The 23,767-nt window shown below is 32.6% G+C and carries 21 protein-coding genes; 10 read left to right on the top strand and 11 right to left on the bottom strand.

Annotation, left to right across the window (positions count from 1 at the left end; translation table 11 throughout):
* Window positions 1-35: 35 nt before the first annotated feature.
* From NMK29_RS04860 to NMK29_RS04850, 3 genes are all read left to right on the top strand, one after another.
* Window positions 36-404 carry a hypothetical protein gene (locus NMK29_RS04860; protein WP_108802474.1) on the top strand — a complete coding sequence of 123 codons (369 nt, stop codon included), beginning with the start codon at window positions 36-38 and terminating at the stop codon, window positions 402-404.
* Window positions 405-542: 138 nt separating this feature from the next.
* The gene (locus NMK29_RS04855; protein WP_108802473.1) at window positions 543-1,856 is read left to right on the top strand and encodes a cytochrome c biogenesis protein ResB; all 1,314 of its coding nucleotides are present in this window, start codon (window positions 543-545) and stop codon (window positions 1,854-1,856) included.
* Window positions 1,853-3,622, top strand: a complete 1,770-nt coding sequence (locus NMK29_RS04850) for a cytochrome c biogenesis protein (RefSeq protein WP_159092139.1) — start codon at window positions 1,853-1,855, stop codon at window positions 3,620-3,622. Before NMK29_RS04855 ends, NMK29_RS04850 begins: the two co-directional genes overlap by 4 nt.
* A 260-nt stretch (window positions 3,623-3,882) precedes the next feature.
* On the opposite strand, the gene NMK29_RS04845 is transcribed toward NMK29_RS04850, so the two are convergent.
* The 7 genes from NMK29_RS04845 to NMK29_RS04815 form a co-directional block, all read right to left on the bottom strand.
* Window positions 3,883-4,206 (bottom strand): hypothetical protein, encoded by a 324-nt coding sequence (locus tag NMK29_RS04845; RefSeq protein WP_027394083.1) that lies wholly within the window; start codon window positions 4,204-4,206, stop codon window positions 3,883-3,885.
* A gap of 93 nt (window positions 4,207-4,299) precedes the next feature.
* Window positions 4,300-4,629, bottom strand: coding sequence for a hypothetical protein (locus NMK29_RS04840; protein WP_027394082.1), 330 nt, complete (start codon window positions 4,627-4,629; stop codon window positions 4,300-4,302).
* Window positions 4,630-5,004: 375 nt separating this feature from the next.
* On the bottom strand, window positions 5,005-5,829 hold the full coding sequence (locus NMK29_RS04835) for an ABC transporter ATP-binding protein (RefSeq protein ID WP_108802563.1): 825 nt from the start codon (window positions 5,827-5,829) through the stop codon (window positions 5,005-5,007).
* An 11-nt stretch (window positions 5,830-5,840) separates the two neighbouring features.
* Window positions 5,841-6,704 (bottom strand): ABC transporter ATP-binding protein, encoded by an 864-nt coding sequence (locus NMK29_RS04830; protein ID WP_108802471.1) that lies wholly within the window; start codon window positions 6,702-6,704, stop codon window positions 5,841-5,843.
* Between the two features lie 10 nt (window positions 6,705-6,714).
* Window positions 6,715-7,812, bottom strand: a complete 1,098-nt coding sequence (locus NMK29_RS04825; protein WP_108802470.1) for an ABC transporter permease — start codon at window positions 7,810-7,812, stop codon at window positions 6,715-6,717.
* Window positions 7,813-7,926: 114 nt separating this feature from the next.
* Window positions 7,927-9,333, bottom strand: a complete 1,407-nt coding sequence (locus NMK29_RS04820; protein WP_108802469.1) for a CmpA/NrtA family ABC transporter substrate-binding protein — start codon at window positions 9,331-9,333, stop codon at window positions 7,927-7,929.
* Between the two features lie 336 nt (window positions 9,334-9,669).
* Window positions 9,670-11,070, bottom strand: a complete 1,401-nt coding sequence (locus NMK29_RS04815) for an MFS transporter (protein WP_108802468.1) — start codon at window positions 11,068-11,070, stop codon at window positions 9,670-9,672.
* Between the two features lie 464 nt (window positions 11,071-11,534).
* Between NMK29_RS04815 and NMK29_RS04810 the strand changes: the two genes are divergently transcribed.
* The gene (locus NMK29_RS04810; protein WP_108802467.1) at window positions 11,535-12,368 is read left to right on the top strand and encodes a type IV pili methyl-accepting chemotaxis transducer N-terminal domain-containing protein; all 834 of its coding nucleotides are present in this window, start codon (window positions 11,535-11,537) and stop codon (window positions 12,366-12,368) included.
* 12 nt (window positions 12,369-12,380) lie between these two features.
* Here the strand turns inward: NMK29_RS04810 and NMK29_RS04805 are convergent, their stop codons facing one another.
* Window positions 12,381-13,064: a response regulator transcription factor gene (locus NMK29_RS04805; protein ID WP_027394075.1), complete on the bottom strand. Its 684-nt coding sequence runs from the start codon at window positions 13,062-13,064 to the stop codon at window positions 12,381-12,383.
* A 254-nt stretch (window positions 13,065-13,318) separates the two neighbouring features.
* Here NMK29_RS04805 and NMK29_RS04800 point away from each other — a divergent pair, with 254 nt between their 5' ends.
* The 6 genes from NMK29_RS04800 (at window position 13,319) to NMK29_RS04775 (ending at window position 20,595) form a co-directional block, all read left to right on the top strand.
* A complete protein-coding gene (locus tag NMK29_RS04800; protein ID WP_254097170.1) occupies window positions 13,319-14,626 on the top strand; it encodes an alginate export family protein in 1,308 nt (435 codons plus the stop codon).
* 160 nt (window positions 14,627-14,786) lie between these two features.
* Entirely contained in the window at window positions 14,787-17,306 is a 2,520-nt protein-coding gene (gene nirB, locus NMK29_RS04795) for a nitrite reductase large subunit NirB (RefSeq protein ID WP_108805681.1), read from the top strand.
* Window positions 17,307-17,330: 24 nt separating this feature from the next.
* Complete coding sequence (gene nirD, locus NMK29_RS04790; protein ID WP_108805682.1) at window positions 17,331-17,708, top strand: nitrite reductase small subunit NirD; 378 nt, start codon at window positions 17,331-17,333, stop codon at window positions 17,706-17,708.
* Between the two features lie 56 nt (window positions 17,709-17,764).
* The gene (locus tag NMK29_RS04785; RefSeq protein ID WP_108805683.1) at window positions 17,765-18,349 is read left to right on the top strand and encodes a DUF4202 domain-containing protein; all 585 of its coding nucleotides are present in this window, start codon (window positions 17,765-17,767) and stop codon (window positions 18,347-18,349) included.
* 10 nt (window positions 18,350-18,359) lie between these two features.
* On the top strand, window positions 18,360-20,177 hold the full coding sequence (locus NMK29_RS04780) for an ATP-binding protein (protein WP_108805684.1): 1,818 nt from the start codon (window positions 18,360-18,362) through the stop codon (window positions 20,175-20,177).
* A gap of 43 nt (window positions 20,178-20,220) precedes the next feature.
* Window positions 20,221-20,595, top strand: a complete 375-nt coding sequence (locus tag NMK29_RS04775) for a hypothetical protein (RefSeq protein WP_108805685.1) — start codon at window positions 20,221-20,223, stop codon at window positions 20,593-20,595.
* A 24-nt stretch (window positions 20,596-20,619) separates the two neighbouring features.
* On the opposite strand, the gene NMK29_RS04770 is transcribed toward NMK29_RS04775, so the two are convergent.
* From NMK29_RS04770 to pfkA, 3 genes are all read right to left on the bottom strand, one after another.
* Entirely contained in the window at window positions 20,620-21,492 is an 873-nt protein-coding gene (locus tag NMK29_RS04770; protein ID WP_108805686.1) for a BadF/BadG/BcrA/BcrD ATPase family protein, read from the bottom strand.
* A gap of 85 nt (window positions 21,493-21,577) precedes the next feature.
* Entirely contained in the window at window positions 21,578-22,579 is a 1,002-nt protein-coding gene (gap, locus tag NMK29_RS04765) for a type I glyceraldehyde-3-phosphate dehydrogenase (protein ID WP_108805687.1), read from the bottom strand.
* Window positions 22,580-22,621: 42 nt separating this feature from the next.
* A complete protein-coding gene (gene pfkA / locus NMK29_RS04760; protein ID WP_108805688.1) occupies window positions 22,622-23,608 on the bottom strand; it encodes a 6-phosphofructokinase in 987 nt (328 codons plus the stop codon).
* Window positions 23,609-23,767: the final 159 nt, after the last annotated feature.

Here is a 23,767-nt window from a genome sequence, read left to right as displayed (position 1 = left end):
ATGAATTTATATTAGAAACAAAAATTTCAAAAAAAATGAACTCAACAAAACATATAAGACTTGTAGCTATCTTAACATCAATCATAATGTTGGCTTCTTGCAACAAAAAAGACAAACCAATATGCGATATCCCTAAAGACATAACATACAAAAATCAGGTAGCTTCAATAATTGAAATTCATTGCTTTAAATGTCATGCTGAGGATGTTTACAAAGAAAAAGCATCAAGAAGTAAAATTTTTGATTACTCGAGCTTAAAAAAAATGGGGGAAAGTGGACAACTAGTAGGCTCTATAACTCATGCACAAGGATATATCGCTATGCCCTATCGTAAAGAAACTAAAATTGATAGTTGCACCATAGAGTTAATCAAAACTTGGGTTGATCTCGGAATGAAAGAATAAGATTTTTTTTGAATTCAAATTATAACCATCTCCCGAAAAAAGGATATCAGAAAAGAAAAAACAACTTTGAAACATCTACTAAAATTACTTTTCTCCAACCGAGTTAGCGCATTATTACTGATAATTTTTGCTATATCAATGGCTGTTGCAACTTTTATAGAAAATGACTATGGAACTGAAACCTCTAAAGCCTTAATATACAATGCTAAATGGTTTGAAATTCTAGTATTATTAATTGCCTTTAACTTTATAGGAAACATCCCAAAATACAACCTCTTTAGTTGGGAAAAAGCACCAATTTTCTTATTCCACATAGCATTTGTAATTATAATTCTAGGCTCAGGAATAACAAGATATAGAGGCTACGAAGCATTAATGACCATAAAAGAGGATTCTGCAAGTGACAGAATGATCTCTATTGATAGCTATTTACAGCTTCAGGCAAGTAACGGCTCTATTACCCAAAACTTTTCTAGCACTCCTATTCACATGAGCGAAATTGGATATAACCGCATTAGCGAACATTACAATTTTAATGACAAACAAATAAAAATACAATTAAAAAACTATATCCCCAGAGCTCATCAAATATTAAAAGACACTAGCAAAGGAAAGACTTACTTACATATTGTTATTGCAGAAAATGATGAACGGAAAGATTTTTATATAAAAAAAGGGGACAGAAAAACCATATACGGAATCTCTATTTCTTTTGAAAGCAACGATAAGCTAACCAATGATATTTTCATAACCAAAAAAAACAACACTTGGCTTGCCTCATTCCCAAAAGAAACCGATTATTTTTCTATGATATTAAACAAGGCAAGCTCATATCCAAAAGACAGTTTAGTTCCTTTACAATTCAAAGCACTAAGTCAAATAAACAACACACCTGTTGTGTTTAATGAAATATCAGAAAACAAATACCTTAAAATAACCTCTAAAGACAAAAACCCTGAAATTAAAAATCCCGAAAGCGCAATCATATTATCACTAGAATCGGGATCAGAAAAAAAGGAAATTACCTTATTTGGAGGACCAGGATACATGAACCCTTTTAATACGTTATTCATCAACGACATTCATATAAGCTTACGATTCGGCTCTAAACCTATACAACTACCATTCTCTATTTTTTTAAAGGACTTTATTTTAGAACGTTATCCTGGATCTAATAGTCCTTCTGCATTTTACAGTCACTTAGAAATCCAAGAAAAACATAAAATGTTTAATTATACAATATTCATGAATAACGTTCTGAACTATAAAGGATATCGTTTTTTTCAATCTGCTTATTTACCTGATGAAAGCGGAACAATACTTTCTGTTAATAGGGATTATTGGGGGACATTAGTAACCTATTTAGGGTATGGACTACTAGCGCTAGGAATGCTATTGAGCTTATGCTGGAAAAATTCTCATTTTGGAATAACACTAAAAATACTACGTTGATAAAAAAAAATCTTTTTTGCGCTATAAATCTCATACTATTATTAGTAAACAATACATATACACAACAATTACATCACCTACAAGAGCACGAATTAATTGAGAGACAATATATAGACATTACCCACGCTCAAAAGTTCACCACTATCCAAGTGCAAGATTTCCAGGGAAGAGTTAAACCAATAGGAACATTGTCATTAGAATTAGTTAGAAAAATTCATGGTAAAAACGGCTTCACATATATTGACAAAAACAAAACAAAAAAACAACTTACTCCTACACAAATATTCATAGGAATGAATTTTAAGCCTGATTCATGGCAATTGTTGGAGTTCATTAAAATTGAGAAAAAAGCAATTCATGAGTTAAAAGAAATCATCCAGATTAACACTTCTGGCTACACAAGTGCTTCCCAATTTTTTGATTTTCAAGGAAATTACAAACTCGAATCGCTTGTTAGCAGCGCATATGCTAAAGCCCCAGGAAAACGATCTATTTTTGATAAAGATATTATCAAAATTGATGAGCGTATTAACGTTTTATGGGGTATCCTTAATGGTCAATTCCTTAAAATTTTTCCAAAAAAAGATGATCCATCACTAAAATGGTATACACCCATAGAGAAAGAACCCAGTTTTAACGAGGGCGACTTACTTTTTTATTCAAAAATAACACCCACTTATTTTGCAAACCTTTCTATTGGAATCAAAACAGGCAATTGGACAAAAGCAAACGAGACTGTTGAACTAATCAAAAATTTTCAGAAAAAAAACGGAGAGACAATTATACTAGAGGAAACCAAAGTAAAGTTAGAAATATGGTTTAACAACAATCCTATATTTTTATGGTGCCTCATCGGATATACCTGTCTTGGTGTGTTATTAATATTACTGAGTTTTATAAAAGTTTTTAAGCAAAAAAATAATACTCTAAAGAAAACTATATCTCTTACAATTCTTTTACTATTTATCATTTTCTTGCTACAAGGGTCTGGAATTATATTACGATGGTATATATCAGGACACGCTCCATGGAGTAATGGATATGAAGCTAGCATATTTGTTGCTTGGATAGGGATGTTTTCTGGTTTTCTATTTTACAAAAAAAGCTCTTTTGCACCAGCTGCAGCATCAATATTAGCTATCTGTTTAATTGGTATTGCTCACGGAAGCTTAATGAATCCCGAAATTACTAATTTGGTACCGGTATTAAAATCGTATTGGCTATTAATTCATGTAGCAATCATAACAGGTAGTTATGGCTTTCTGGCTATGGGGTCACTTTTAGCATTAATCTCTTTATTACTTATGAGCATAAACACCTTTTCGTTTTCAAATCAAGAAGAGACAACTAATACCATAAAAAAGCTAACCAACATTAATCAGCTTACAAGTACTATTGGATTATACATGTTAACCATAGGTACTTTTCTTGGAGGCATCTGGGCAAATGAATCTTGGGGAAGATATTGGGGCTGGGATCCCAAAGAGACTTGGGCTTTAATTAGCATTATCATCTATTCGTTTGTACTTCATATCAGGATCATTATTCCAAAAAACTATATATATTTCTATAACGTATGTAGTCTTTTTGCATTAGGAAGCCTTATCATGACTTTTTTTGGTGTCAACTATTACTTATCAGGACTGCATTCCTACGCAAAAGGAGATCCTTTTCCCATACCTTATTGGATATACATAATAACTCCATTAACCTGTATTATCTCAATAATACCCTTAACAAAAAAAGCCGGCTATGACTTCTCATAACCGGCAACACAAGAAACACTTAAAGCTACTAGATCTTTAAGGTTTCAAACACTAAATTATTATTGGAGATTACCCCATATATTTTGAAGATCTTACGTTTCTCAAAAAACACTTATTTTAATAAACAATATTGTTTATCCGTAACTACTAAAAAATAAGCTCTGTTTAACTAAATACTAGATTAAATATACCAATATTAGTTAAACAGAGCTTAAAACTTGTTCTTTTTTACAAAAAATTGTGAACTATTACGTTATAGCTTATGCAGCTTTCTCTATCCTTCTTAACAAACCGATTTCGATATACTCTCTAATCTTATCTGCCTTTTCTATTTTCTTAGTATCAATTGGAAGCCATCCGTCTATTTTAATCATATCGTTTGGATTACTACTAAAAAACATTTCATACTCATATGCCTCTAAATCATTAACTCCATAAGATTCAGGGCTACTCTTTACTTTGTCGCTAATTCTCTTTTTAACAATCTCAATTTTAGATGCAAAATTGAGATTACCTGTATCTCCATTTACTTCTACATCCAAGAACTCAGTAATAGCTTCTGTAATTAATTCATTTACTTTCATAATTCATATTATATTTGGGTTATACAATTTTTTAAAATGATAAAATCCACCAACACTACGCGTGATTAAGCTAGATTTAATAACTAATGTTTGTTAGCTCAAAGAGCTTCCAATTCTTCTTAACAATCCAATTTCTATATATTCATTAATTTTATCTGCTTTTTCAATCCTACTAGTATCAATTGGAATCCATCCATCAATTTTAATCATATCATTCGGGTTACTACTAAAAAACATCTCATACTCATATCCTTCAGATCCACTTACCATACCATAAGCATCTGGACTATTTTTTACTTTATTAGTTATTCGCTTTTTTACAATTTCAATTTTAGAAGAGAAATCCAAATTTCCAGTATCCCTATGTACCTCAACATCTAAAAATTCCGTAATTGACACAGTTATCAATTCTTCAATATTCATACTTTTTACTTTTAAAAATTAAACCCCTGTTTTTTTTAGGGTTAACACGATAAAAAAACCTCTTTTAATAAAAAATACCCCCATATTTTGATACAAATCTATATATAAAAGATATAAAAACACAAAACACCCCTAAAAAATTAGAGGTTAACATCAAAAAATTATGTTTTAACAAAAAAATAATTATTTAAATTAATTATTCCGCAATTAGAGTAAGTAAAATTTCAAAATCTATTACACATTACAATAACAAGATTTTACGTGCTATAAGCTTATGAATATAGCTTATAAACAAAAAAAAAACACCTTATACCATTATCTAAAAGTCAATAATGGAATAAAGGTGTTTGGCTTACAAAGTCTTCTTAGGTATTCTTAGTGCTCTAAAAAGTTTATCAAATGCTCTCGATATTTATAATAATCCGGATGCTCTAAAACATCCTTTCTTAAACGAGGTCTTTCAAAATCAATATTTAAGATATCACCAACTTTAGCTCTTGGACCACTTGTCATCATAATAACTCGATCCGCTAAAAAAATAGACTCATCTACATCGTGTGTAATCATTATAGCAGTTATTTTTTCTTGATTCCAAACTTCTATAAGCACATCCTGCAACTCTCCTCTTGTTAGAGAATCCAACATTCCAAAAGGCTCGTCCAACAATAAAACTTTTGGCTTAAGAGCAAATGCTCTAGCTATCCCTACTCTTTGCTGCATTCCTTGAGACAATTCTTTTGCTTTCTTGTACATTGCATCTTCTAGCCCTACTTTTGATAAGTAATATTTTACAATATTATCCCTATCTTTTTTAGTTCCGTGTGCAAAAACTTGCTTAACACCTAGCATCACATTATCGTATGCTGTCATCCAAGGCAATAAACTTGGAGACTGAAATATAACTCCTCTATCGGGACCAGGCCCTTTAATTGTTTGATTATCCGCAACAATAGTTCCTCTAGAAATAGGGTTAAGACCCGCGATCATTGTAAGCAACGTAGATTTACCACATCCAGAATGACCAATTATTGATATAAATTCCTCATGTTTTACTTTTAAATCTAGATCATCCAAAACCACATAGTCTCCTTTTGGAGTAGGATAAATTTTAGTTAATTGAGAAATATCTAGCATATACTTATCCTCAAACAATCCATTATCCGATCTTCTTACAACTTCTTCTTTTTCTAATGTTTCCATTTCCATCTTTTTTAACTAAAACTTAATCTCCTAAAAGGTGCTGGTTTCATTTTTGGCTTAATATCTGGTAATACATAATTAGTATCTTTTTTTGAAGCTCTCTGCTCTCCAATTTGTATTAGATACTCCATAATACTATTTCGAAGTTGTTTATATTCTTCGTTATGATTAAGTGCTGTCTTATCCCTAGGTCTCTCCAGGTTTATTTTATATTCTGGACCAAGTGTAGCCTTTGGGCCGGGTTTTAGAGGAATAATTCGATCTGCCATTAAAATTCCCTCGTCGACATCGTTTGTAATCAACAAAGCAGTTTTTTTATCTTTATTCCAAATCTTAAGAATCTCTTGCTGTAAATTCCCTCTGGTTAATGCATCTAATGCACTTAAAGGTTCATCCATCAATATCACCTCTGGACTCATAGACAAGGCTCTTGTAACAGAAACTCGCTGTCTCATACCCCCAGAAAGTTCTTTAGGAAGCTTACCTATTGCAGGCGAAAGATTAACCATCTCTACGTAATCTTCGACTCGCTTACTCCTGTCTTTTTTAGACATTTTTTTAAAAGCTTCTTTTACAGCCATCCCTACATTATTACGCACATTTAACCAAGGTAATAATGAATAATTCTGAAAAATCACTCCTCTCTCGTGATCAGGTCCAGTCACAGGTTCTCCTTTAAACAATACTTCCCCCTCATCTGGCATCAATAACCCCGAAATAAGATTTATTAAAGTTGTTTTTCCACTTCCAGTAAAACCAACAATAGCCACAAACTCTCCTTCTTCAATTTCTAAATTGATATTAGACAACACCTTTGTACGATCTTTTCCTGTTCCAAAAGATTTGGATACATTTCTTAACTCTATATATGCCATACCTTATGTTTTAAGCGGTTTCTTCTGTAAAAGTGACAAACTTCTGTATTGTTAACATTACCCGATCTAATAAGAACCCGATGATTCCGATCACAAACATGGCTACAATAATTTTAGAGTTAGAATCATTTGCTCCATTTTGAAACTCTTCCCATACAAAAGAACCTAATCCAGGGCTTTGTGCTAATAACTCTATTGCAATTAACACCATCCAAGCCACAGACAATGTTATACGCAAGCCTGTGAAAATCAAAGGAAATGATGATGGTAAAATAATCTTAAACACTTTTTGAGCAACACTCAATTGAAGCACCTTAGCCACATTAATATAATCTTTATCAACAGAAGAAACTCCCATACTAGTATTTACCAATGTTGCCCACATGGAACATAAACCAACACTTATAAATGAAATAATAAATGAACTATCAGAATCAGAACCTCTAGTTAATGTTTTTACAATCATAAAAACCAACAGCAACCAAACAACTGGAGAAACAGGCTTAAATATTTGAATCAACCAGTTAACAGAGGATCTTAAAGTCTTACTCAACCCTAACATAATACCTATTGGAACTGCAATAAACAAAGCCAATAAAAAACCAGCAAAAACTGTTTTAAGACTTGTAAAAATCTGATCTACAAACGACGGTCTTCCTGTGTAAGTGATAGCAGCTAAACCTTGTTCTTCTCTTTTAGCATTGGTTGCTGCAACTTTATCAGCAAAAGAACTTTTTTTCTCAGATATTGCTGCATGATCTGCTAATAGTGATTTATAAGCAGTCCAAACTTGAGCAGGTGACGGTAATGTATTTGGCTGACAACTAATATCTCCAGATTCTATACAAGTTCGCATTTCTAATGCTGCAGCCTCTCCTTGATCCGCTAACGCTTTTTCTATTCTAGCATCTTTTTCAACATTATAAAGATACGTAGCACCAGAATGCCATAACAACAAAAACAACCCCACTGACAATATTGGTAATAATACCTTTTTAAGTAATGCGATTAAATTCTTCTTTGTTTCTTCTCCTGTAGCTAATCGTATAGCCGGCTCAAAAAAACCTAACCCAACAAAGTTCAGAATATGTATTGACCTATCTTTCATTTTATTTCTTTTAAAACTTATTTCTCTTTAACCACCATAACACAATACCTAGTAAGTCATTAGAGATTATTTAATTTTGTTATGGAAAGAGAAATAAAAAGAGAAAACCTCTTTTTATTTCTCAATGCTTGAAACACCTTCCACATTTTCTTTATTCCCAATACCAAAACTATTAATGTATCCTATTGGATCTTTGGCATCATATTTATTACCATCAATAAAATCAGTAGTTGCTGGCTTGTAACCATCTGTCTTTGGTAATTCTGAAGCTTCTAAATGACCTTCTTCTACCAATAGTTTAGCCGCTTTAGTCCAAATATCAGGACGGTAAATATCTTTAATGGTAGTATCATACCACTCTGCTGATTTACTTTCTGGAATCTGCCCCCATCTTCTCATTTGAGTTAAAAACCATATACCATCTGAATAAAAAGGATATGTAGCATCGTATCTGTAAAACACATTAAAGTCAGGCATTTCTCTTTTATCTCCTTTTTCAAACTCAAAAGTTCCTGTCATAGAATTTGCTAGAACTACTTCATCAGCGCCAACATATTCTGGCATTGATAATATCTTTACAGCTTCTGGCCGATTTCCTGGAGTATCTAACCACTTCCCTGCTCTAATCAATGCTTTAGTAACAGCTGTAGCGGTATTTGGATATTGCTCCACAAATTTCTTTGTCATCACAAATACCTTCTCTGGATTATTTTTCCAGATATCATAATTTGTAGTAACCGGAACACCTATTCCTTTAAAAACAGCTTGTTGATTCCAAGGTTCTCCTACACAGTATCCATATATTGTTCCAGCTTCAAGAGTAGCAGGCATTTGTGGTGGCGGAGTTACAGATAGCAATACATCTGCATCTATCTGCCCCTGAATATTATCCTTAGAATACATTCCAGGATTAATCCCTGCAGCAGCTAACCAATATCGTATTTCGTAATTATGAGTAGAAACCGGAAACACCATCCCCATTTTAAAAGCCTTCCCTTCATTCTTATAAGAGTCTATTACTGGCTTAAGAGATTCTGCGGTAATTGGATGAATTGGTTTTCCATCCTCTCCTTTTGGGACATTAGGTTTCATTTTAGACCAAACATCATTAGAAACTGTAATACCATTACCATTTAAATCCATAGAAAATGGTGTTACCAATTCTGCTTGTCTACCAAAACCAGCTCCTGCAGCAATAGGTTGACCTGCCAACATATGAGAACCATCTAATTGACCATCTATTACACGGTCCAATACATTTTTCCAATTTGATTGTGCTTCTACAGAAACAAACAATCCTTCATCTTCGAAAAAACCTTTTTCCTTAGCTATAGCTAAAGGAGCCATATCCGTTAACTTTATAAAACCAAAAGTCAACTGAGGTTTTTCTATAGTTAGTTTAGACACCTCCTCTTTAGATTCCGTGGTACTAGACGCTATTTCTTTCTTCTTTTCACCACCACAAGACAAAAGAGTCATTGCGGTTAAGAAAATCCCTATTTTAAAATTAAGTTTTGTCATAATTTGTATTTTTTTGTTATTCAGCTAATAGAACACATCAAAACTACGTATAAATACTTAACTACGAATGTTAAAATTACGTATTTAACTAAGTATTTTTATTTTACAAAAATTACAAGGGGAATATTATTTTATATAAAAAATTAACGGCATATTTTTAACAGAATCGTAATACTAACAAAAGACAACCTATCAAAACACTTAAAATCAACAAGCTATAACAAACAACTAACCAAAAAATAATGTAGCAATTGTTTACCTATAACTAGAAAAGGCTTTTAACTAAGTAGTATTCTAACCAGATAAAAGCCTTTCTTGATTATTATTTAAGATAAGTTAGTTCGGCACAGGAATAGCTTTCATTTCTTTCTGAACGGCTTTTTCATCTTCTGTAGAAAATTTTATAGCTAATGAAATAACTGCAGTTATCACTACAAAAACACCAATTAAAAAATAACCCTCTGATACCGCTTGTGAAGACGCAGCTGCTTGCGCAGCACTTACAGCTTCTTCTCCCATACCTTGACTATCCAAAATTGCAGTCTTCTCGGCAATTGCCGATTTTGATTTCAATACCATAGCAGCAACAAAGGCACCTACATTACCACCAGCTCCTACAATTCCTGAGATAGAACCAATTGCTTTTTTATTTATAAATGGAACTACAGAAAAGGTTGCTCCTTCTGCCATCTGAACCGAAAGACTAAAGCCTACCAAAAAAACAACTCCAAAAGTCAATCCATTCATTCCAGAAAACAAAGACAGCATTACTCCCTCAATCGCAAGTATTACCGCAAGAAACAACACACGACCTCGCAACCCTTTTAACCTACCAAAACGATCTCCAAAAAAACCTCCTAACGTTCTAGCAAAAATATTCATCAATGCAAAAGACAATACTAGGTTTCCAGCTGTAACCCGTTCTAACTGAAATGTATTTTGAAGATAATCATCCATTGTTCCATATACCGTAAGTTCCATTCCGAAACAAGCTGCATATATTACAAAAAGTATCCATACGCGATAATCCTTAATAGCTGACAAAAAACTCACCTCATCTTTCTTTGATTGTGGTAACTCTCCCTTAACTTTTAGTTCTTTATAATTTCCATTAGGTGTATCTTGCGTAAAAAAGTAATACACAATCCCCATTAAAAAACAAACAACTCCCGCTATTACCATACAATACCTCCAAGCTTCTGTTTCTGCAATACCAAAACTTACTACTGCTGCAGCTATCAATGGCATCCCTAGACGATTTGCACCGCCACCTAGATTACCCCATCCAGCAGAAGTTGCATTCGCTGTACCTACTATATTAGGAGCAAACATAATCGAAGTATGAAACTGCGTTATCACAAAAGAAGCTCCTATAAAACCAATAAAAAGTCTACAAATTATAAACTGCATAGGAGTTTGCACCAATCCTAATATTATTACAGGAATCGCACCTAACATCAATAACCAAGTGTAACAAATTCGAGGACCATATTTATCACACATTTTACCTATAAAAAGTCTTGCAAATACAGTTCCTGTGACTGCAACAATAATTGAATTCCATTTTTGATCAGGAGTTAATCCCAAATCCCTAACAACATCAGGCATAAAGGGAACAATACCAAACCAAGAAAAAAAGCATAAGAAAAAGGCAATTGAAGTTATCCAAAAAGTTCTAATTGAGAGATTCTTGAAGTTCAAAAGATTTAGCGTAGTAGATTTCCCTAAGGCATCCATATTAATGTGTTTTTAAAGTTTAAATTCTATATGTTATAAAATACGAAGTAAACTAAGTACTAATACTTATCAAAAACAACACTTAAGCTAAATTATTAAGTATTTAACTGTAGAATTACGTATTTATTAATTTCAGAACCTAATAATTATAGAATCAACAGTTTTGGCTATCAAAAATCTAAAACGATATCATTAACGTAGCATCAAAAAACACAAACACCTGCTAAACAAATACTTAACTGTTTTACAATATCATAAATATGGCTATCCCATAACCTAAGCAATGCAACAAAACGCATTCTCTAGGACTACGTATTAAATATTTGGTTTTCTCGAAAAAAAATAAGTATTTTGGCAAATATATCTCTACAGCGTAAATACTTTTTTTACAAACCAAACCGCCATAAACCCCTATAAAATGGTTAACCCCAATGATAATTTAATAACAATGTAAAAACTTACTTATGAAAAAGAAGAGCACTACAATTTTATTGACAATCCTTATTACGCTTATATCAAATACTTATTTAACAGCTCAATCGAACAAATACGGAACTATTAGTTACGCGAAGGCTATAAATATCTCAGGAAAACAACGAATGCTATCACAGAAGATTTCTAAAGCATATTTATTAACTGCTAAAGGAATTAATGATCAATCGATAAAAAAGGAATTAAACTCTAGTAAGTTTATATTTGAAAAACAGTTACAAATACTTACTAAAAATGCCTCTAGCAGCTCTACAAAATTATCCTTAAAAAAAGTTAGAACATTATGGGACGATTTTAAAGCTATCATTGCAAGTACTCCAGACGCTCAAAATTCCTTAAGGATTGTAAAAGCTAACACCAATTTATTAAAAACCTGTAACGATGTAGTTATTAGTATAGAAAACAGTTATAACTACAACAATCAATTTTTTCAGAATAAAAACAAAGATTTAGCAAAAACAATAAATATATCAGGAAGACAGCGAATGCTATCACAGCGACTATGTCTATACTACACTGCAACTACTATGTTTAAAGGAGATAGTCCTGAATATAAAAAAATATTAAATGAAACTTATGAAAAATTTGACAACACAATTGGAGAATTATTAATAAGTAGTTACAACAGCACTGATATAGAAGAAGAACTAGGCGTTGTTATGTCGTATTGGGAAAAATTTCAAACCAATAAAAACGGTTTATTAAATGGTGACTTTACTTTGCAAGAAATGTTTGCTACTACAAACCAGCTAACAAAATCTTTTAATAAAATTACTAATTTATACGAAGATGTAGCTAATAATTAAAAAAACTAAAAGTCAGGGAATCATCTCATATTCTCTGGCTTTTTTACTTAATTCTAATACATTTTTAACCGCCATCTTTTTCATTAAGTTAAAGCGATGAACTTCTGTAGTTCTTTTACTAATATCAAGTTCAGCCGCAATATCTTTATTAGTCATCCCAGACACTGCCAACTTAAGTATTTGATTTTCTCTTTTCGTTAGGTCAAAAGGGTTACTCTTCTCTTTCTTACCTTCAATAGTTGGTTTTAAGGCTTTTTCTTCTACCTTTTCATCACTATTTTTAAGTAAATTTTTGACCAATATAGAAGAAACATCTCCACTAAAATATTTATTCCCTTTGCTTACGGTAGACAGTGCTTTCAAAAATTCCTCTTTACCCGCATCCTTAAGCAGATATCCATCTGCCCCCGCATTAATTGATTGTAAAATATACTCATCAGAATCATGCATTGATAACATGATTGTTTTAGAAGAAACAGATAGCGCCGTAAGTTCTTTTACAGTATCTATTCCGGACATTTCTGGCATTCTTATATCACATATTACGATATCTGGGCACAACGACTGCACTAATTCAATAGCTTCTCTCCCATCAGAAGCCTCTCCAATAACCTCATATTGCTTTTCATCCTCCAGAAGTGAACGAATTCCATCTCTAACTAAAAAATGATCATCTACCAATACAATACTTACCATACTTTCTAATACTTAATTACGTACTCTTTATAAAAAAACTACTTACTATCCAAAGATAAGAATAATTCAAAAATACAATCAATAAATTAATAATCCACAAAGAAAAACTACGTATTTTTATCTAATAAAAACATTAAAAATAAGTATTAATACTTAGATTTGTTACTCAATTGATACATCAGCTAATAGGATTAATTGAAAAGAACATAGCAACTGTGAGAAATACTTATACTCACACCAAACAAATTTAAGAAATGAAAAATAAGTTATACTTTACCATACTATTACTAGTACTGGTATTTAAGGGGAATGCACAGGAATTAAGTATTGATGCAGATATAAGACCACGATTAGAGTATTTACACGGTTTTGGTAATTTAACTCCAGCTGGAGTAGATGCAGCTATATTTGTACAACAACGTTCTCGATTAAAATTTGGATATACTGCAGACAAGTTTTCTACATATCTTAGTGTACAGGATGTAAGTGTTTGGGGAGATACACCCCAGATAGCTGCGGCTGATAACAATAATAGTTTCTCACTAGCCCAAGCTTGGATTAATTTTAAGTTTGGCAGTGGATGGTCTACTAAAATAGGAAGACAAGCACTTTCTTATGACGATCAGAGAATACTTGGTGGATTGGATTGGGCAATGCAAGGAAGGTTTCATGATGCTGCATTAATCAAGTATAAAAATGAGAATGGTTTAAAACTAGATCTTGGTTTTTCTTTTAATCAAAATGGAGTAAGCAGAATCAATACTTTATTTGATCCTAATAATGATGGTAATGCAAGAGCTGTATTTGATTACAAAGGAATGGCTTATGCTTGGTTACATAAAGACTGGGCTAAATTCTCTGGGAGTTTTCTTTTTGTAAATAATTCTTATCAGAATTTAGATACCGATGGTCAAACTCCAATTGATGGAACTGTAAATAGACAAACCTTTGGTACACATCTAGTTGCTAAACCTGCTAAAGGATTAAAAATAGCTTTAAACTTATATGCACAAACTGGAAAATTCACAGAAACAGTTGATTTATCAGCATATAACGCCGGTCTAGAGGTTACCTATAAACCAGGAAAAACTTTATTCGGAATAGGTGGAGAACTGCTTAGTGGTGATGATAATGGAGGAACAGATGGAGAGATTACATCCTTCTTCCCAATCTTTGGAACGAATCATAAATTTAATGGATATATGGATTACTTTTATGTGGGGAATCATGCCAATAGTGTAGGACTACAAGATATCTATGCTAAAGCTGTGATCAAAACTGGTAAAAGCAGTAGTTTATTGGCAAAACTTCACTATTTCTCTGCTGCAGAAGATATTGCTGGAACTGATGATACATACTTAGGTACAGAACTAGATTTAGTTTTTACTCAAAAAATACTACCATATGCTACCTTAAAAATAGGATACTCTCAGATGTTTGCTGGAGATAGTATGGAAATTCTAAAAGGAGTTGCTGATCCTAGCGGATTACAAAACTGGGGATGGGCAATGTTAGTCGTAAAACCGAACTTCTTAAAATGGAGTCCAAAACCAAAACAATAGCATATAATAACAATACCATAATTCAAAACCTGCGAAATCAGTTTCGCAGGTTTTTTAATGTATTATTTTGAAATTCTTAATTTACAATACTGATAATTACGTAATTCTTATTACTTAAATACGTATTAATACTTAATTTTGATATATAAATACGTAACTAATGAAGAAGGTAGTAGTAATAGGTAACGGAATGGTAAGTTATAAGTTCTGTGAGAAGTTTGCAGCATCAGAAAAATTTACAGATTACAAACTTATAGTTTTTGGTGAAGAACCAAGGCGAGCGTATGACAGAGTCCATCTTAGCGAATTTTACGATGGTAAAACTTCAGAAGATTTAAGTATGTCTCCTGCTAATTGGTATGAGGATAATAATATTGATCTTCATATTTCAGAAATGATTACAGAAATCAATAGAGAGGATAAAACGATTGCTAATCATAGAGGAGATATTTATTCCTATGATTATTTAGTGCTAGCAACAGGTTCCTCTGCTTTCGTTCCGCCAATTGAAGGAATTGATAAAGAAGGGGTTTTTGTTTATAGAACTATAGAAGATCTCGAAGCTACAGAAGCATATGCTAAAAAATTAAAAGCCCAAGGGAAAACTGAAGCCGCTGTTCTTGGTGGAGGTTTATTAGGACTTGAAGCTGCAAATGCGGTTAAAAATTTAGGACTTAATGCTCATGTAGTGGAGTTTGCTCCTCGTCTCATGCCAAGACAACTTGACAAAGGAGCTAGTGATATGCTTCAGTCTAAAATTGAAAGCATGGGATTAAAAGTACACCTCTCGAAACAAACACAATTTCTTCAGGGTAAAAAAGCAATCGAAGGTTTACAATATGTTGACGATACAGAACTAAAAGTTGACATGCTTGTTGTTTCTGCAGGTATACGACCACGAGATGAAGTTGCTAGAGAATGTGGTCTTGAAGTTGGAACTCGTGGAGGAATTGTTGTCAACCAAAAAATGGAAACTTCTGACAAAAATATATTTGCTATTGGGGAGTGTGCTTTACTAAATAGTATGATTTATGGTTTAGTAGCTCCTGGATATGATATGGCAGAAGTTGTTGTACAACAGATTACCGGTGGTGATGCAGAAATGCCAGAATCCATTGATATGTCTACCCAATTAAAATTAATTGGTACTGAGGTTGCAAGTTTTGGAGATGCTCTTAATCTGTCTAAAGAAGATATTGATGAAATTATATATGAAAATAAACGAAATGGTATTTATAAAAAAATAAACATTTCTAAAGATGGAAAAAGGCTTTTAGGTGGAATTTTAATAGGTGATTCCTCTGATTATAATTCTTTATTCCAAATTTATATCAATGGAATGAAACTTCCTGAAGAACCAGAAGATCTAATATTAGGTAGTCGTGGAGGTGATGAAGGAGGCTTATTAGGTGATGTAATGGATTTACCTGATGGAGCTCAAATTTGTTCTTGCGAAAGTGTTACTAAAGAACAGATTTGTAGCGCTATAGAAAACGGAGAAGCTACAGATGTTGCAGGAGTAATTAGTTGTACTAAAGCAGGAACTGGTTGTGGTGGTTGCAAACCTATGGTAACTGACTTAACCAATGCTACCTTAAAATCTTTAGGTATAGAAGTTAAAGAAGGTGTTTGTGAACATTTTGATCTAAGCAGACAAGATTTATATAAAATAATCCAAGTAAAAGGATACACTAAATTTAATGAAGTATTAGATAATCATGGAAATGGTGGTCACGGTTGTGAATTATGTAAACCTCTTGTCGCATCATTAATGGCTACTATTCATGCTGATACCGCGAATGAAGAATACGCTATTCAAGATTCTAATGATCGCTTCTTAGCCAATATACAGCGAAATGGAACATATTCTGTAGTTCCAAGAGTACCCGGAGGAGAAATTACTCCAGAAAAACTTATAGCACTTGGAGAAATAGCTAAAAAATATGATTTATACACTAAGGTAACTGGTGGGGTGCGTATCGACTTATTCGGTGCTACTGTAAACCAATTGCCTTTAATATGGAAAGATCTAATTGACCATGGTTTTGAAAGTGGTCACGCCTACGGGAAGTCATTAAGAACAGTAAAAACTTGTGTTGGTTCAACCTGGTGCCGTTATGGAATGGACGAAAGTGTAAGTTTTGGTATTGAACTAGAGAATCGTTACAGAGGAATTAGAGCTCCGCACAAAATTAAAGGTGGAGTTTCTGGATGTATTCGTGAATGTGCGGAAGCACGTGGAAAAGACTTCGGATTAATTGCAGTAGAAGGTGGCTGGAATTTATATGTAGGTGGAAACGGTGGAGCTACACCAAGACATGCTGAATTATTTGCCGAACAAATTGATAATGAAACCGTAATAAAATATCTAGATAGATACTTAATGTTTTACATGCGTACAGCAAAACCATTACAAAGAACCGCTGCATGGCAGGAACGTCTAGAAGGAGGATTAGATTATTTAAAAGAAGTTATTATTGATGATAAACTCGGTATTGCTGAAGATTTAGAAAACGAAATGAAAACCTTGGTCAACAAGTATAAATGTGAGTGGACTCAAGCTGTCAATGACCCTGAAATAATGAAACGCTTTAATCACTTTGTAAATAGCAAAGAAGAAGACGATAATGTTGTTTTTGTTCCCTTAAGAGAACAAAAAATGCCTGAACCTTGGAAATAATAAACAGCTTATAATTAAAATTAAATGGAAGAAATTCTAAACAAATACAGAACCATCAAATTAGAAGATGTAAAAGTTTGGTTTAAAGCTGCTTCAATTGACGCTTTCCCAAAAGATGGAGGAGCTTGTGTTAAATATAAAGATTTACAAATTGCAGTATTCAATTTTGAGAGATTAAACACCTGGTATGCTTGCCAAAACTTATCACCCGAAAAAAACGAGATGGTTTTAGGCAGGGGAATGATTGGAGACCATAACGGCATACCTAAAGTTGCTTGTCCTCTTCATAAAAAAACTTTTTCTTTAGAAACTGGGGAAAATCTAAATGGTGATTTACCTCCCATTGCAATCTATCCAATAAAAGTAGAAAATGACAACGTTTTTATTGGCTTCGAAGAATAAAGAATTTTATTGCTAAAAAACATTACTTTAGCAAGTATTCTAATAATATTACTTTTATGCCAACCTCTCAAATAACCGAAGCATTCTCTATCATTGATGCATCAAATGCAAATGATCCTAATAAAGAAATAGTTAATGGAGCATCTATTGCAAAAGAATTAGTCTATGGACAACGAATGAGTCAAACACTGGATAATTTTACTCCAGAAGCATCAGAAGCGCTTCAATTAGCAGCTAGGGCTCAACATATCTGTAGATGGGAAATCCCTAGAAATAGCTATCCGATGGATCGTGTGGGATATTTAAAATGGCGTGAAGAACTTAAAAAATTTCATGCAAAAAAAGCTTCAGAAATACTTGAAAAAGTAGGTTATAATCAAGAGGTCATAGATCGAGTTTCATTTTTAATTCAAAAAAAGAAACTGAAAAAAGACGAGGATACTCAAATATTAGAAGATGTAATATGCCTTGTCTTTCTAAAGTTTTATTACTCTGATTTTTATGAAAAACACGCTTCAGAAAAAGTCATAGACATTTTACAAAAGACCTGGAAAAAAATGTCTGAAAAAGGGCATCAAGCGGCACTAAAAATATCATATTCAGAAAAAGGATTAGATTTGATTAAGCAAGCCATCGCATAATTTTATCATATTGAACAAACTGGAATCATTAGATCATCAAACATTTAATCGCCTAAGTAAAATTTACATTATTGCATTAGGAGCGATTGCTCTATTTACTATTGGCGGGCAGTTTTTTATCCAACGATATCTTAACTCTCAAATAGACGATTCTAAAATTATTAATATTTCTGGTAGACAGCGGATGCTTAGTCAGAAACTGACTAAAGAAATTCTATTACTTAGCTATACGACAGATAGCATATCCAAAAAAAGGTATATTGAAGAATTAGAAGCTACCATACAACTTTGGAAAACATCTCACGAGAGATTAAGAAGATATAATGATTCTATACCTAAAGGAAAAAATGATAGTACGGAAATAAAAAGAATGTTTTTGGTTTTACAGCCTTATTTTGAAACCATATATGAGAATAGTGCAGAAATACTTAGTTTGGTTAAAAATGATTCTGTCAACCAACAAATATTAAAACCATATCTGGACAATGTAACTTTTAACGAACCTCTTTTTCTTAAACAAATGGATGCTATTGTTTATAGATACGAAAGAGATGCCCAGGAAAAAATATCAAGCCTTAAAAAAATAGAATATATCATTTTTGGCCTCATCATTTTAGTTTTAATTTTTGAATTTTTCTTATTATTTAGACCGGTAGCATTAAGTATTAAAAAAACAATTTCTAATCTATTAATCTCGCAAAAAGATGCTACTAACATGGCCGCTAATGCCGAGAAGTTAAGAAAAATTCAAAATGAAAATGTCCAAGAACTTATCTCGCTTACTAAAGCATTAGATCAAACGCTATTATATGCAAGAGTTAATGAACAAGGAATTGTAAAAAATCTGGGGGAACGTTTTGCTAAAGTTTTAAATATAGATCAAAAAATTTATCAAAAAAACCTTGCAGAACTTATGAAATTAAGTGAACTGCAGTCCAATAGACTACTTCGACTCATATCACAGAATAAAGGAGGTGTTTTTAATGAAGAATTTGAATTTATTTCTAGTGATAATAAAAAAATGTGGTTAGATGTTTCGATCCTCAATGTTTTTAAAGAATCTGGAACTGCAGAAAGACTAGTTCTTTGTTCCGATATCTCTAAAAGAAAAGAAGCACAACTAGAAATAGAAAGATTAAATGATCTAGAATATCAACAAAAGGAGGAATTACAAAAATCTAATGCTAGTTTGATTGTAGAGGCCCAAGAAGAAGAGAGAAAGAGAATTGCGAAAGAAATACATGATAGTATTGGACAAATGCTTACTGCTTTAAAATTTAATATCGAATCAATAAACACAAATAATATTGAAAAAACGAATCAAAAAATAGAAGGCCTCAAACAACTATCTAAAGATTTAATTCTTGGAATCAGAACAGCAACATTTAACCTTACTCCTCCTGAATTAAAAGACTATGGGATTAGTATTGCCTTACAAAAAATGGCAAAAGAACTCACAAAACTAACGAGTAAAAATATCATTTTAGAAGATAAATCAAATACTGAACTTCGTTTTGATTCTTTGGTTGAAACTAATCTATATCGAGTTACACAAGAAGCTGTTAACAACGCTATCAAATACGCTAAATCAGACTATATCCTAATATCTATTAACAGCTCCGAATCCATATTAAGTATTACTATAGACGATAACGGAAAAGGATTTGATTTAACCAAAATTCCTAGCAAGCCAAAGAATAATGCTGAAGGTGGAATGGGACTGTTTTTTATGAAGGAAAGGATGAATTATATAGATGGAAGAATCTTTATAAGTTCTGCGCCAGGAAAAGGAACAAGAATTAGTCTAAATTACAATTTTAATAAATAAAATTATATACTTTTACTATGTATTTATCCCCCAAACAAAAAGAGTGAAAGTAAGTAAGGAAAACACAAAATATCTAATGAATTGGGATTCCAAAAAAATTTGGAAAGAAGAAATCATTAGTAAAGAGTTCATTAAATATCTTAAGGAGAAAGAGGTTTATGAACTGATTAAAGATCAAAATACTCAACTAGGTATTATCTCAGAAAGAGATCTCATTAATTGGATTGAAAAAAAAGAAAATCAAAATTTCTGGGAAGACAAAATGGAACATCATATCTGCGAAAAGATTATCAAAGACGATGATGATTATTTTGTAGGTTGTGACTACGAAGATTTTAAAGATGGATACTTTTTTGTTGCCAGTTTATGGAAAATGGAAAAAGGAGAAAACCTGATAATATTAGAACATTATCATTAATTTCTCCTTATTAGCATTTATTATTTATACGTTTTTTGGTTTCTTTTTTATTACATCATTTCTGTAATAATCAATAATACCATCTATAGGTCTTCTCACAATATTTCCTACTGTTAAATGGTATGGCCAAACAGCCGCTCTAATAATGTCTTCACTAAAGTGTGCTATAGACCCTATAAAGTGTACTGGAACATTTTGCGCTTCCGGAAAACACAACACCCTTGTTTCTACAAATTCTTGGATTCCTTCTGTAATGATTTTATAAAAGTACCCATTACGCTCACTGGTAAAAATGAATTCCGCGAAAGAAGCTAAATACGTATTTGGATTTTCCTTCTTATACAAGTTTTCTTTTATACTATCAGAAGAAAGATTAAAACGTTTTTCGAACTCTCCAGCAACTTCTGGCGGCATTCTTTTATAATAATAGTCTCTTATTAATCGTTTCCCAAAGTAATTTCCACTGGCTTCATCCATTAAAATATACCCCAAAGAATCTACCGTCATCTTTATTTCATCACCATCAAAGTAACAACTATTAGATCCGGTACCTAAAATACAAACAATCCCAGGTTCTGTAGTAGCAGCATAAACAGCTGCAACCATATCTTCTTTAACGAGAATATCATTTGCATTAGAAAAGTAATCTTCAAAAATCTTCGCCAACATTTGAGTTGGCTTATTAGTCCCACAGCCAGCGCCATAAAAATGTACTCGATCTATCTTATTTCGATAAGAGGCAAGTTCTTCATTATCCTTAAGTCTCTCTTCTAATAAAGATTTACTAAATACAGCAGGGTTTAAACCTTCTGTGCGAGTTTTAAACACAATTTCTCCTTCTTCATCAAGAAGAATCCAATCACATTTAGTGGAACCACCGTCAGCTAATAAAATCATTTTAAAAATATGTTTGTTGTGTGTGTTGCAGTCAGCTAAAAACCCCGATTATGTCTAAAATCGGGGCAATATACTATATTACTCCCTATAGATTACCTACATAGGATGAAAGGTCTACCAATTTGGAAGAATACCCATATTCATTATCGTACCAAGATACTAACTTAAAGAAATTGTCATTTAAAGCAATTCCAGCTCCAGCATCAAAAGTAGACGTATGGTGTTCTCCAACAAAATCTTGAGATACCACATCCTCATCTGTATATGCTAAAACACCTTTTAATTCATTTTCTGATGCTTTTTTCACAACAGCTTTTAAGTCTTCATAAGATACCGATTTCTTAGTTTTTACCGTAAGATCTACAACAGAAACATCTGCAGTTGGAACTCTAAATGCCATACCCGTAAGTTTACCATTTAATTCAGGTATAACTTTACCAACTGCCTTCGCAGCACCTGTAGAAGATGGTATAATGTTATTCAATGAAGAACGTCCTAGTCTAAAATTCTTTTTAGAAGGAGCATCAACCACTGCTTGTGTAGCAGTTGCAGCATGTACTGTGGTCATTAAACCTTCTTCTATTCCAAAATTATCATTAATCACTTTAGCTAAAGGAGCTAAACAATTTGTAGTACAAGAAGCGTTAGAAACAATTGTATCTGTTGCTTTAGCTTCTGTATGGTTTACCCCCATAACAAACATTGGTGCATCTGCAGAAGGTGCAGAAATAACAACTTTTTTAGCACCTGCCTTTAAATGAGCACCGGCTTTATCCAATGTTGTAAAGATACCTGTACAATCCATCACCACATCAACTCCAGCTGCATCCCATTTTAATTCTTCAGGATTTCTTTCTGCAGTAACACGGATAGCTTTACCATTTACTACAAGGTTTCCATTTTCTACAGCAATAGTACCATCATATTTTCCGTGTACAGAATCGTACTCCAATAAATAAGCTAAATGATTTACATCTAACAAATCGTTAATAGCTACTATTTCTACATTCTCGCGTTTAGAAGCAATTCTAAATGCGATTCTTCCAATTCTACCGAAACCGTTAATTCCAATTTTTAACGTACTCATACTTAATAATTTAGTTGTTTTTGATTTAAAACGTGGTTATATTTATACTGAAGTAATATCAGCAACTTTAATTAATCTATCGTGTTTGTGTGTTCTTTTTCCTAAAGCGGTTGTTAACGGAACTATTTGTACTTTTTTATGAACGATTCCTATCATTACCTCACTTTTCCCTTCTAATAAAGTCTCTACAGCCCCCACTCCTAACTTACTTGCCAGAACCCGATCATAACAACTTGGTGATCCACCTCTCTGTATATGACCTAATACAGAAACTCTAACTTCATAATCTGCTAGGTTTTCCTCTACATATTCTCCTAACTCAAAAATATTCTTTCCTGATTTGTCACCTTCTGCTACAACTATAATACTAGAAGTTTTACCTGTTTTTTTACTTTTCTTCAAAGATTCTATAAGTCTATCAACTCCCATATCTTCTTCTGGAATCAATATCTCTTCTGCTCCTGCTCCAATTCCAGCATTAAGTGCAATATCTCCAGCATCTCTACCCATTACCTCAATCAAGAATAGTCTATTATGTGAACTTGCAGTATCCCTTATTTTATCTATAGCTTCTACCACAGTATTTAAAGCAGTATCATAACCAATAGTATAATCAGTACCGTTAATATCATTATCAATAGTACCAGGAATTCCCACTACCGGAAAACTAAATTCTTCAGAAAGCTTTAACGCACCTGTAAAACTACCATCCCCTCCAATTACGATAAGAGCATCGATATTATTCTTTACTAAATTATCATAGGCTTTCTTCCTTCCTTCTTCTGTACGGAAATCTTTAGAACGAGCTGATTTAAGAAAAGTTCCTCCCTTATTTATTATATTCCTTACCGAACGTGCGTTCAGTTTTTCCATTTCATTGTGAATAAGACCTTCATACCCCTTATAAACGCCGAAACAATCTACCTTATAATAACTACACGCACGAACTACCGCTCTTATGGCAGCATTCATTCCTGGAGCATCTCCTCCAGAAGTAAGTACAGCGATATTTTTTACTTTCTTTGTCATTGAAGTCAAATCTATTGTTATTGACCACAATAACCTAATTTACCAAAAATCTAAAACGTTTTCGGTTAATAAATTCAGTAATTACCGACAAAAAATGTATGGTTTTAACACATTTTCATGAAATAAGTTAAGAAAAAAGTATTATGACAAAATAATTTA

The organism is Aquimarina sp. Aq107, from assembly GCF_943733665.1.
GTDB lineage: Bacteria > Bacteroidota > Bacteroidia > Flavobacteriales > Flavobacteriaceae > Aquimarina.
The sequence above is the reverse complement of the archived record's forward strand: the minus strand, read 5'-3'. Positions and strand labels throughout refer to the sequence as shown.